Raw genomic sequence first — 13,094 nt, forward strand, 5'->3', positions numbered from 1 at the left:
ATTATGATTTAATAGATGGTGGAGATCCAAGTTTCCCTCCTCTGGTTATTGCATTCAATTTGTCCGACCTTTACAGTTCTTTTTACCAATGTTTGCGGAGAAGTTTACCATACTTTGCGGGACTGTTTACCGTTAATCCCCTCACTTGATTATAATACTATCTTAACCACAGCTTTAGCTGCTTGCCCTTGACTGTCGTGCCACTTCTTAGTGATCGCTGGAAGGGGACGGACGGGGCCCCGCCAGCGGAACTTAGAAGTGATTGTCCGTGGTGCGCTACTGATGCGGATGGAGCCCTAAAGGCTAGTTTTTTGCCATCCGCCATCAAAACCACTACCACGGACACAACAAAGTCAAGGGTGGTGGGAGTGGTTATCAAGTACACTGGTTCTCACTTGGTAATGAGGGTTCAAATTGGTAAGTTCTTCCGCAAACACTGGTATATTCCTCCGCAAAGTGTGGTAAGAAGAACCGCACAACTGGTAAAAACCCTCCGCAATACTCACCCTCCTCAGTTTACTGGTAAAGAATGTGGGGGATAAATTTACCCGGAATATTATAAAGGGATATATGGCCATGAATATTAAATATCAGATGTTCTCTTACTTAAAAAGGACTAGGCAGTGTTTGTCTGGTGAATCTAGTTATATTGTATCTAGATTCATTTCAAATAAAAAAAGGACTGTCTAAATTGAGTAGACAGTCCTTTCTGTTTATTTATATACCGGTATATCAAATATTAAGGTATAGCTGTCAAAAGACTCGTACAGGTTCTTTATACTTTGTGTTTGCTTCACTGCCCATCCAATATCAGTTGCATATTGATTAGTTCCAGGATTTGCAGGATTCCATTTCATCTTATATAAAGTGTTTTTACCATTGTTTACATATCTATCGGCAATAAACTTTGCTCCACCTACAATGGCCGCTTCTTTAGAAAACCATCCTTGATTGTAAGCATATTCGGAACCACATGAATTTGCACAATTATCATTTGCACCTATTCCATACATATTATAGACTACTTTAGGTTCTACAGCTTTACCGGCAACCTCTGATACAAGAATTCCTGTTGCTAAAGCAGATGTTCCATAACCTGTTTCTAAATTAGCGTGCGAGATTAAATACAATTCATTAATTCCATATTGTTTACCTGAATCGATAAACGTTTGACCAAATCCAGTTAATCCATTCCTCAATACTTTATCATTAATATCTCTAGCACTAATATTAGTACTCTTGGAAAGATCTAAGAATTGATAATAGTATACAGAGTCTTTACTAAAAGAGTTCGGATTCATGTAATATGATGTATCTTCTCTTGTCGCAATCATCCAAGTATTAATTCGATACCAATCATCATGAGTTGAGTAGATAACAATATTCTCTTTGGTGATATTTTCGTGTAAGTATCCCACAATCGAATATTCTTGACTTGGACCACTTCGAACATGCCAATTTCCACCGTCTACTACCCATCTGCCATTCACTTGCTTGAGGGCATCTTTATATACATACATTGGTTGATAATTGGACCTTGGATAACTGGAAACCTGCCTATTCAAAGCATCCTCAAATGTAATATTATAATTCGTGTATTGATATACATTTTGAGGAGATTTATAAAAGTTAACCATTAATTTTGCTGTACCATAACTCTCAAAATATTCTACAGTAATTGTATGCAATCCTTTTTTCAACTCAACAGTCGCATTGCGTTCATCATCTTTTGCGACCCAGTCATTTATAACTAGATCTCCATCGATGTAAACGCGGACACCGTCGTCTGCGTCTACGTCAAGATTATAATATCCATCAACAGTTGCATTGACTAATTTTTGAAATCTACCAGAAATATAATCAGATGGTAGACTTGGATGCGGTGAATCCTCTACCCAATTATTGTTAAGTTCAGGTATAGGTGTTAACGAATTTGTTCCACCAACAAGAATCGAGAGACCTTCAAGATTTGTATTATTAAACCACTCACCGATCCAACTATCTTGAGTCAAAGCATAAGGCTCAAGGTCAAAATGCAATTTACTGTTACCTGTATTATCGTAATACTGAACCTCTATCCAGTGGATATTAGATCCATCACTATTATCCTCAATCTGTAAGCGAATATTATCTTCTCGATAACTACTTGGGGTGAAACGATCTATAACAACCTCTCCATCTACCAATACGCGAACGCCATCGTCAGCACGTGCGCGTAGAATGTAATCGCCCGCAGTTATTCGCTTTGCAGTTACATATCTTGCTGAAAAGTTATTTGAGTTAATGCCTTCCATTGGGCTATTAGTACCGTAATCCTCGTCTATGCTTCCATTTATAATAGAAGAATCGATAACTTTTGAATTCTCCGGTGCACCTGATAGATTAGTATTATTATAATAGTATGCTATCCAATCCCCAAATGGAGCTAGGTTAGAAAAGATAGAAGCATCACCAGTATTCTCAACAAACTGTGTTTCTACCTTATGCTTCCCAGATAGTCTACCTATAATTGCTCTATCCATTTGACCATTTTCAGAGCTTGTCAATCGGTCTATCTTTTTATCCCCATCGACCTTTACTTGAATGCCATCGTTTGAATGGGTTTGAAGAAAATATTCTTTATCTTGGAAATTCCTTGACTGGTCAAATAGAGCAGTGAAGTTATCGGATGAAATAGAAGGTAATGGACTTCCTTGCTTCCAATTGTGACTAATAGATTCAGCTTTCTCAAAGTAATCAAAGTTAGTTAAACCAATTGAGAAATCTAAACTAGCGTTACCTGCTTTTTCGAAATACTCTACTGTAACGATATGTTCACCTTTGTCTAATTGCACATAGCTTGATTGTTCATATGCACCTGGATACCAAGCATCGATGACGAGTTCATCATCTATAAATACTCTTACGCCGTCATCAGCAAAAGTATTAATTTTATAAACACCAGTGTGTTGAATTTGATATTTCTTTTGATATCTTGCTGAAAAATCATCACCTGGCAAAGATGGATGTGGGGAATTTGATCCCCAATCAAAATTTAATTCGTTAATTTTATCGGGTGAATTATTTCCACCTATATAAAGTGGCGTACCTTGGAGTGAATTGTTTGCAAATATTTCTCCAACCCAACTATCGTTTGGTACTTCGAACTTTTCGAAGCCAAAGTTCAGATGGCTTTCACCAGTTGTATTCTTTGATTGTACTTCTAACCAATGGATATTAGAGCCATCTAGATTATTAATAGAAACCTTAACGGTGTTCTCTTGATTACCGAAATCAGAGCTGTAATCAGCAACTACAGTACCATCCAAAATAACCTTTATGTCTTCATCAGCAGTTGTACGGATAATATAATCTCCAGCCTCAAGACGTTTTGCAGTTACATAACTTGCAGAAAACTGATCTGCATTTACTTTTTCTATCGGGCTGTTTTCATAATTCTGTGTTAAAGTTCCGTCCGGATTTTCCGTAACAATTTTCGCATTAACCGGATTACCGGACAAATCGGTATTGTTGTAGAAGTATGTTAACCATTTTCCAAATGGTACGATGTCTGAATATACAGCAGCATCACCTGTGTTTTCGTAATACTCAGTGGTAACGCTATGGTTTCCAGAAAGCGGACCTAAAATTGCACGGTTCACACCTCTATTGTTAGACCACCTATTTATTCTTAATTGACCATCAACATTAACTCGAATACCGTCATCAGCAAATGTTTGTAGAAAGTACTCTTGACCATCAAAGTCTCTAGACTGATCAAATAAAGCATGGAAGTGATCAACTGGAAAACCAGTTTGTGGATTTGATTTCCCCCAGTTATAACGAATAGACTCTTTTGTTTCATTAAAAACAGGGTACTCATTCAAACGTAAAGCCGCATCACCTTCGTTATCGAAGTATTCTACACGAAGCGTGTGTTGTCCAGCTTCTAGGTATCGTTTCGTAGATCCCTTTGATGTGTAAGAACCGTTTTTCCATGAATCAATGATCAACTCATCGTCTAGATAAACTCGCACTCCATCATCTGAAAGTACTTCAAAATGTCTATACGACCCAGATGAAGTGGAAAAAACTTTCTTGAAAGAAGCAGAGAATTCATTTGCAGGAATCGATACGTGAGGGGATGCTGATCCCCAATCATAATTAAGTTCACTCGTTCCTTCAACTAAAACTGGTATACCTTTTAATTCCTTATTACTAAACAATTCACCAGTCCATACATTTTTAGGAGTTGAATATTCCTCAATATCTAGTTTAAGCTTACTGTCTCCTGTATTATCAAAATATTGAACTTCAATCCAATGTATGTCTGATCCGTTAATATTTTCTAAATTGACTTTAGCGGTATCCTCTCGGTAACTACTTGGGCTAAAGCGATCTATAATTAATTCACCATCAATCAACACTCTAACTCCGTCATCAGCACTAGCAGTGATTTTGTATTCTCCAGCCTCAATCCGTTTAGCAGTAGTATAGCTTGCAGAGAAAAAGTCTTTATTCACATTAGACATGGGAGAAGCTTGGCCAATATTTTGAACAAGATTACCGTTGCTGTTGGCAATAATTGTTTTAGCGTTGATAGGGTTCCCTTTTAACTCCTTATTATTGAAATAATAAGCTACCCAATCTCCTAGTCTAGCAATATCCGAAAATAGAGCAGCGTCACCAGCATTTTCGTAATATTCTGTTGTAACGCTATGATTACCTGATAAAGTTCCTAGTAAGGCACGATCAATAGATCGAGAGTCAGTCCACTTATCAATAATTCTTGCACCATCAACGCTAACCCGGACGCGATCATCAGAAAATGTTTGTACAAAATACTCTCCTTCATTAAAAGATTGAGACTGATTAAATAAACCATAGAAACGGTCTGCAGTTAGATGCTCTGCAGGTGCCTTATTTCCCCAATTATAATGAATGGATTTTTCTGATTCCATCAGAACTGGTTCTACAATTTTGAGGGCTGCAGATCCAGTGTTGTCAAAATACTCTACCCTTAATGTATGGGTACCAGCTTTAACAAGACGAGTTATGTCACCCTTTTTTGCATAGGATCCATTCTTCCAAGAGTCTATTATGACTGTATCATCTAGGTAGACCTTTACACCATCATCGGCAAATGCTTGGAAATTCAATTCAGCATCCGATTCGATAGTGAATTTCTTTTTAAATACAGCTGAAAATCTATCAGTAGGAATGGATGCCACAGGTGCTTTTGTTCCCCAGTTATAGTTAAGTTGATTTAATTTCTGTAGAGCATTTGACCCACCTACAACTTTAGCATTTCCTTGCATATTAGTATTGGGATAAAATTCACCAATCCAACTTCCATTAGGAATGGAATAGGGTTCAAAGCTGATAGCTAACTTACTATTACCTGTTTGCTCTAAATACTGAACTTCAATCCAGTGAATATTAGAATTATCTTTGTCTTCTATACGGACTCTTGCAGCATCTTCACGATAACTACTAGGTGTAAAACGATCCACGACTACTTCACCATCTACCAAAACACGAATTCCGTCATCTGCTCGCGCGCGAATAATATAATCACCTGCCGGAATACGTTTAGCGGTAACAAACCTTGCTGAAAAGTAATCAGTATTTATATTTTTCATAGGGCTGTTATAACCAAAATCTTGAACAAGATTTCCATCACTACTCGCTTCTATTATTTCAGCATTTACAGGGCTTAAAGATAGATTAGTATTATTATAGTAATAAGCGATCCAATCTCCTAAAGGTGCAATGTCTGAGAATAAAGCAGCATCACCACTGTTTTCATAGTACTCAGTTTCTATTTTTGTTTCGCCACTTAATGTTCCAAGAATAGCACGATTCATTTCTCTAGCATTAGACCAACGGTTAATCTTGACGACATCATTTACAGTAAGACGAACACGATCGTCAGAAAAAGTTTGTGCAAAATATTCCTTATTATCGAGTGTTTGTGACTGGTCAAAAACACCATAGAAGTAGTCCTCAGATATACCAGCCTTCGGATTGTTTTTACCCCAATTATAGTGGACTTGAGTATTTGTCTCTTTAAAGACAGGTTCAATTAATTTTAATGCTGCAGAACCACCGTTATCATAATATTCTACTGTAATAGTATGTGAACCAGATTCAAGGAAAAGTGTAGCATCACCTTTTAAATCATAAGAAGCATTTTTCCAAGAATCGATCACTAGGTGATCATCGATATATACTCGTACACCGTCATCAGCATAGGCCTTAAAAGATAATTGTACCCCTGTTTTTATTGAAAACTTTTTTTCAAATCTAGCAGAAAAACCATCACTAGGAATACCTGATAATGGAGCGCTTTTACCCCAATTAAAATCAAGTTTGTCTACGGTTCCTCCCAGACTAACAGATGAACCCTTTAAATCTTTGGTGCTAAAAAATTCACCTTTCCAGTTCTCTGATGATGTATCAGCCATTGATGAGGATGAAAAAGAAAATAATAATATTAGAAGAGTAACAAAAAGGAAAGGGTACATATACAGTCTTTTCTTAGATTCGATTTTTATCTCCCCCTGTAAAATTACAAAGTACAATACTTTATATTATCAATCAAAAAAGTAGATTTGTTAAGTGAAAATTTTAAAATAAGTACATATTTTAATAGAAAGACAGGGAAATATAACTAAATATCAGAATATATATTGAATAAGAAATTGCTTATATCCAATGTTTTAATTATACTTAGTATGTCAAAACTCTTAAAAACACACTGTGTTAAGGAGGATTACCTTGGAAAATAAAATCAAAAAAGCGATTATACCAGCTGCTGGATTGGGCACTAGGTTTCTGCCAGCTACAAAAGCAATGCCTAAAGAAATGCTTCCGATAGTTGATAAACCGACAATAGAATATATTGTTGATGAGGCTGTTAAATCAGGTATAGAAGATATTATTATTGTTACCGGGAAAGGTAAAAGAGCAATAGAGGACCATTTTGACCATTCTTTTGAGCTGGAAGAAACGTTAACAAGAAAAGAAAAGTTTGATCTTTTAGAAAAAATAAATGCATCTGCACAAGTAGATATCCATTACATAAGGCAAAAAGAACCAAGAGGTTTAGGGCATGCCATTTGGTGTGCGCGCAAATTCATTGGGAACGAGCCATTTGGAGTGCTACTGGGAGATGATATAGTTCAAAGTGAAAAACCTGGCCTCCTTCAGTTAATGGAACAGTATGAGCAAACAAGCTCGTCAATAATTGGTGTTCAACGCATCCCATCTGAAGAAACGCATCGATATGGAATTATCGATCCATTAGTAAATGAAGGTAGAAGGATTCAGGTGAATAAATTTGTTGAAAAACCTAAGCAAGGAACAGCCCCATCTAACTTGGCGATTATTGGGCGATATGTTTTAACTCCTCAAATTTTTGACTATTTGGGTGAACAAAAAATAGGACAAGGTGGAGAAATACAACTTACTGATGCAATTCAAGAATTAAATCAATTACAAAAAGTCTATGCGTATGAGTTTGAAGGTAATCGCTATGATGTTGGAGAAAAATTAGGATTTATTCAAACGACAATAGAACTTGCTTTAGAACGTCAAGAGTTAAAAGAACCATTAACAGAATATTTAAAGGTTATTGCAAAGAGGCTATCGTAGAAAAAAAACCTCACTGAAAAAAATATGTTAATCAGTGGGGGTTTTTCTATATTAGAGTATATTAACTATTATTATGCAAAATACCTAAATGCTTTTGTAACTGTTGTGATTTGGATAACAAATCATCTTGATCTAATTCATAATAATAAATGCCATCAATCTTTTTATCATCACCGGTAATATTAATCGTATCAATATTAAGGTCTGAAGAAGTGCCATAAGATGCAAAACTTTTTAGTTCATCAAATGTTAAGTTTGTAGTCATGTTATTACCAACTGCTTCCATTAAGTTGTTAACTTTAAATATAGAGCTGAAGGATAATGTCTGCTTAGCAATTGCCTTAATAATCTCTTGCTGCCTTTTACCACGTTCAATATCACTGTCGTATTTTCTTGTTCTTGCAAGAGCCAATGCTTCCTCTCCATTCAACTTCTGTTCCCCAGGTAATAAGTGAATGGCATTTTTAACATCTTCGGAATTTTGTTCATAAAGCTCATAAGGTACATTAACTTTAACTCCGTCGAGTACATTAACAACATCTATGAATGCCTCAAAATCCATTTTGACATAGTAATCTACAGGAATATCAAGAAAACCTTCAACAGCTTCTATAGTTGCCTTAGGTCCTCCAAAAGCGTGTGCATGTGTTATTTTGTCCTCATATCCTACTTCTGGAATATAAACATAAGAATCTCTCGGAATACTAAGTAACTTTACACTTTTATCTTCCTTATTTAGAGTTGCAAGTACTAATGCGTCAGAACGCGGGTTAGAATCACTTCGCTTCTCGCTATCATCAACACCAATGAATAGAATGGAAACATTATGTCTTTTTGGATCAATATCAATTTTTCTAAGCTCAGATCCATCTCTTCCATCATCTACAAATGATTCACCGACGATTTCATCTGCTTTATTTAGTAAACTTGTTCCATATATGGTAGCCGAAGCTAAAAGAATCATTATTGGTAGTAATATGAAAAGAATTCGTTTTTTTCTTTTATTCTTAGTTATTCGCTTCTCGGATCTACTTGTATCATTTTGTTTCGACATAACTCAATCTCCTTATAGTCTTCCGTATAGACAATATTCAACATTATAATAACGATTATACCAAATTAGTAATATGAGATGGTAATAAAAGATTAATTGTAATATATAGACGGACAACTTGTAACATTAGTTTCATATTTATATGATCAATTTAAAGTAAATCTTAAACACCTTGTGTTAAAATGAATAGTTTTCTAATATTAAGCACCTCCTCCCTAATATCTCCCGATTATACAGGAGGTACTCATGGCAGTAGCAGAGAAAATTAATACTCGACTTCAGCTAGTATTCGAAGACGGCGTGGATGGATGCAGAAAGCGGAGATCCAATCCTTAAATCCTTAAATCTAAATCCTTTAACAATGTGAAAATCACAGCAACTCCGGATCAATTACTAGCAATCGCCTCTAGTTTAGTTCCGTTGCAACAACGTACGTTGCACGAAATTAAACAAAACGACAGCTCATTAATTACAGCAGAGTAATCTTCGTTGATTACGTTGCGACAAGGAGGTGAACCCTTTGAAAACATTGCAACTGCAATTTTTAAATGAAATGGAAAAGACAGTTACGATCTCTCTCGATAACCCAGTTGAACCTGCTGATCCGACTGCTGTTGAGGCAGCGATGGACGACATTATTGCGCAGGATGCGTTCTTCTCTTCTGGCGGTAATTTAGTCAGTAAAAAGTTAGCACGTATTGTTGAGCGTAATGTAGAAGAGATTGAGATTTAATTAGAAGGGAGCGTGCTGAGCGCTCCCTTTTATTACATTTGGCGAAAAGGGAGGAGGGATCAGGTTGGAGGAAACGTGGCTAACATTAATTAAGGAAGTAGGCTTTCCGATAGCGGTCACTTTTTACTTGTTGCACCGTGTCGAAGGGAAGCTGAACACATTGATAGAATCCATACTTGCCTTGCCTGAGAAACTGAAATAATGAAGCAGAAATTTAACAAAAAGTGACACGTTATTTTATTATTTTACGATAACAAAGTATGCTAAAATATAAAAAGAATAAAGGAGTGATCACAGGATGAAAATTGCTGTAGCTGGGACAGGGTATGTTGGTTTATCCAATGCTGTCTTGTTGGCGCAACATAATGATGTAACTGCGCTTGATATTATTCAAGAGAAAGTCGATATGATCAATAGTAAAAAATCCCCGATCGTAGATAAAGAAATTGAGGACTTCCTAACAACGAAGGAATTGAATCTTACTGCTACGACGGATAAAAATAAGGCGTTTGAGGATGCAGCATTTGTGATCATTGCAACGCCAACCGATTATGATCCAGAGAAAGATTATTTTAATACGGCAACGGTGGAAAGTGTAATCAGCGATGTTCTTGCAATAAATCCTCACGCTGTTATGGTAATAAAATCAACTGTACCTGTTGGGTATACAGAAGATGTAAGAGAAAAGTTTCAAACAGATAATATACTATTCTCACCAGAATTTCTAAGAGAAGGTAAAGCATTGTATGACAATCTATATCCTTCCCGAATCATCGTTGGTGAAAAATCTGATAGAGCTAAAACGTTTGCTGACTTGTTAGTGCAAGGAGCTATAAAAGAGGATATTTCTGTGCTGTTCACAGATTCTACGGAAGCAGAGGCCGTTAAATTATTTTCCAACACATACTTAGCCCTACGCGTAGCTTATTTTAATGAACTAGACACCTATGCGGAAAAGAAGGGGTTAAATACAAAAGACATCATTGAAGGTGTTGGACTAGACCCTAGGATTGGAAGTCATTACAATAACCCATCATTTGGATATGGTGGATATTGCTTACCAAAAGATACGAAGCAATTAAAAGCTAACTATAAGGATGTTCCGAACAACCTGATTGGCGCAATTGTTGATGCAAATAGTACGAGAAAGAGCTTTATTGCATCACAAATTATTGAGAGAAATCCCAAAATTGTTGGTATCTATCGTCTTACGATGAAAACAAATTCCGATAACTTTAGAGCGTCTTCGATCCAAGGGATTATGAAGCGGATCAAAGGTGAAGGAATTGAAGTTGTTATTTATGAGCCGGGCTTAGAAGAAGAAACGTTCTTCAATTCTAGAGTAATCAAGGATTTGGAAGAGTTTAAGCAGATGTCTGATGTGATCGTGTCGAACAGATTAAGTGATGAATTGAGTGACGTTAAAGAGAAAGTATATACGAGAGATTTATATCAGAGAGACTGATATAATAATCGGCTGCGTTTCGTTAATTAAAAACGGACGCAGCTTTTTTAGTCATCAAATATATCTGTTTAGGTTAATTTAATGTCCCAAATATAGATGCATCAGAACGCGGATTAATTTGGCTCCTTACCTCAATTGTCTACACCCTAAATAATTTACTTCTCCGGATCACGAATTTTATTCCGCCAAGTTAGGATTTGTCTTCTTCCCGACCATCGTAGCCAGTTACTAATAATTTAATGAGATGGTTGATACTGTGATCATCTTAATAATCGTTTGAATGTGGATTAATCGGTACCATTAAACTCGAGAAAACAAAAATATGTCCGAATAACTGTGTAGTATACGGTTAAATTGCTTTAGCGAGATTTAGCGTTGTACTAATAAAGCCGAATATTAAAATAATAAGCACCTCCTTCAATAATGTAAACGATTATACAGTTGAAAGGAGGTGAGGCACTTATGGCAGTAGCAGAGAAAATTAATACTCGACTTCAGCTAGTATTCGAAGACGGCGTGGATGCAGAGAGCGGGGATCCAATCCTTAAATCTAAATCCTTTAACAACGTGAAAATTACAGCAACTCCGGATCAATTACTAGCAATCGCCTCTAGTTTAGTTCCGTTGCAACAACGTACGTTGCACGAAATTAAACAAAACGACAGCTCATTAATTACAGCAGAGTAATCTTCGTTGATTACGTTGCGACAAGGAGGTGAACCCTTTGAAAACATTGCAACTGCAATTTTTAAATGAAATGGAAAAGACAGTTACGATCTCTCTCGATAACCCAGTTGAACCTGCTGATCCGACTGCTGTTGAGGCAGCGATGGACGACATTATTGCGCAGGATGCGTTCTTCTCTTCTGGCGGTAATTTAGTCAGTAAAAAGTTAGCACGTATTGTTGAGCGTAATGTAGAAGAGATTGAGATTTAATTAGAAGGGAGCGTGCTGAGCGCTCCCTTTTATTACATTTGGCGAAAAGGGAGGAGGGATCAGGTTGGAGGAAACGTGGCTAACATTAATTAAGGAAGTAGGCTTTCCGATAGCGGTCACTTTTTACTTGTTGCACCGTGTCGAAGGGAAGCTGAACACATTGATAGAATCCATACTTGCCTTGCCTGAGAAACTGAAATAAAAAATAAAGCCAGCCACATTTATAGGTGTGACTGGCTTTATTCAACTAAACCATCCCTTCCGCTTAAACCAAACAAACATAAGCACAGCCATCACAGCCATCGCACCGAGCACGATAAAGTAACCATACTGCCAGTTCAGTTCAGGCATGTTCGCAAAGTTCATACCGTAGATCCCAGCGATAAATGTTAGTGGTGCGAAAATGGAGGTGATAATTGTTAATACTTTCATCACTTGGTTCGTTTGGTGGGAGGTCATCGATAAATAGTTGTCGCGGATATCATTGGTTATTTCACGATTTGATGCGACCATTTCGGCAAGCTTTACCAGATGATCGTATATGTCAGCGAAATACTCACGCCGTTCGCGTATTCCTTCTAAATGATGAGAATTGAGCATGCGATAAAATAAGTCGCGAACCGGATTGATCGTATGGCGTAACGTAAGCAGCTGGTGGCGCAGATCGAACAATTGATCTAGCAGCACATCCATCGTCTCACCGTTCGGGTTATCCTCAACTTCGCTTAGCTCGTCTTCAATTTCATATACAATCGGAAAATAATTATCAACAACTTTGTCTAGCACCTCGTAAAAGACGCGGTAAGCATCCCATTTATCAAAATTCGTCATTTGAAGCATACGATTCCACACCTGATTAATTTCTTGGGAGTCATCAAAATGAAATGTAACGATGTAGTTTTCACCAATAAAAAAATCAATTTCTTTTTTCGAAAGATCGTTATGATTTAATGCATGTGTTACGAAAAATGTATAATCATCATAATAATCGAGCTTAGGACGCTGCATGCTATGGATACAATCTTCAATAGCTAGCGGATGAAACTGCATCTTCGTATCTAAGTGTGTGATTTCATTCTCTTTCGGTTGGTTAAAATCGATCCAATACCAATTGTCGGGTTGCATCTCTAGCGATTCGATTGATCGATTTGTATGTATTTTATGGTCATTCGTTATTTCCATGATTTGAATCATATTTAAAACACCTCACCTAATGCTATTCCCTTTATGGTGGATTTTTAATCTGTTTGTATAGTTTTGCCCAATGTTT

Annotated in this window: 11 protein-coding genes; 8 read left to right on the forward strand and 3 right to left on the reverse strand. The window is 36.7% G+C overall.

What is annotated here, in order from left to right:
• Positions 1–713: 713 nt before the first annotated feature.
• Positions 714–6,446, reverse strand: a complete 5,733-nt coding sequence (locus ACI6MV_RS06135; protein WP_407269360.1) for a PA14 domain-containing protein — start codon at positions 6,444–6,446, stop codon at positions 714–716.
• A gap of 313 nt (positions 6,447–6,759) precedes the next feature.
• Between ACI6MV_RS06135 and galU the strand changes: the two genes are divergently transcribed.
• Positions 6,760–7,635: a UTP--glucose-1-phosphate uridylyltransferase GalU gene (gene galU / locus ACI6MV_RS06140; protein ID WP_407269362.1), complete on the forward strand. Its 876-nt coding sequence runs from the start codon at positions 6,760–6,762 to the stop codon at positions 7,633–7,635.
• 61 nt (positions 7,636–7,696) lie between these two features.
• On the opposite strand, the gene ACI6MV_RS06145 is transcribed toward galU, so the two are convergent.
• On the reverse strand, positions 7,697–8,689 hold the full coding sequence (locus ACI6MV_RS06145; protein WP_407269364.1) for an LCP family protein: 993 nt from the start codon (positions 8,687–8,689) through the stop codon (positions 7,697–7,699).
• 336 nt (positions 8,690–9,025) lie between these two features.
• Here ACI6MV_RS06145 and ACI6MV_RS06150 point away from each other — a divergent pair, with 336 nt between their 5' ends.
• The 7 genes from ACI6MV_RS06150 (at position 9,026) to ACI6MV_RS06180 (ending at position 12,026) form a co-directional block, all read left to right on the forward strand.
• Positions 9,026–9,172 carry a DUF1659 domain-containing protein gene (locus tag ACI6MV_RS06150; protein ID WP_407269380.1) on the forward strand — a complete coding sequence of 49 codons (147 nt, stop codon included), beginning with the start codon at positions 9,026–9,028 and terminating at the stop codon, positions 9,170–9,172.
• Between the two features lie 37 nt (positions 9,173–9,209).
• Positions 9,210–9,422, forward strand: coding sequence for a DUF2922 domain-containing protein (locus tag ACI6MV_RS06155; protein ID WP_407269366.1), 213 nt, complete (start codon positions 9,210–9,212; stop codon positions 9,420–9,422).
• A 64-nt stretch (positions 9,423–9,486) separates the two neighbouring features.
• A complete protein-coding gene (locus ACI6MV_RS06160; protein ID WP_407269368.1) occupies positions 9,487–9,624 on the forward strand; it encodes a YvrJ family protein in 138 nt (45 codons plus the stop codon).
• 96 nt (positions 9,625–9,720) lie between these two features.
• Positions 9,721–10,887, forward strand: coding sequence for a nucleotide sugar dehydrogenase (locus ACI6MV_RS06165; protein WP_407269369.1), 1,167 nt, complete (start codon positions 9,721–9,723; stop codon positions 10,885–10,887).
• Between the two features lie 462 nt (positions 10,888–11,349).
• Positions 11,350–11,574 (forward strand): DUF1659 domain-containing protein, encoded by a 225-nt coding sequence (locus tag ACI6MV_RS06170; RefSeq protein WP_407269370.1) that lies wholly within the window; start codon positions 11,350–11,352, stop codon positions 11,572–11,574.
• A gap of 37 nt (positions 11,575–11,611) precedes the next feature.
• Positions 11,612–11,824: a DUF2922 domain-containing protein gene (locus tag ACI6MV_RS06175; protein WP_407269366.1), complete on the forward strand. Its 213-nt coding sequence runs from the start codon at positions 11,612–11,614 to the stop codon at positions 11,822–11,824.
• A gap of 64 nt (positions 11,825–11,888) precedes the next feature.
• The gene (locus ACI6MV_RS06180) at positions 11,889–12,026 is read left to right on the forward strand and encodes a YvrJ family protein (protein WP_407269368.1); all 138 of its coding nucleotides are present in this window, start codon (positions 11,889–11,891) and stop codon (positions 12,024–12,026) included.
• Positions 12,027–12,067: 41 nt separating this feature from the next.
• On the opposite strand, the gene corA is transcribed toward ACI6MV_RS06180, so the two are convergent.
• A complete protein-coding gene (corA, locus tag ACI6MV_RS06185) occupies positions 12,068–13,018 on the reverse strand; it encodes a magnesium/cobalt transporter CorA (protein WP_407269371.1) in 951 nt (316 codons plus the stop codon).
• Between the last annotated feature and the right edge of the window lie 76 nt (positions 13,019–13,094).

It is taken from the genome of Radiobacillus sp. PE A8.2 (assembly GCF_045635475.1).
Classification (GTDB): Bacteria; Bacillota; Bacilli; order Bacillales; family Amphibacillaceae; genus JBJGXI01.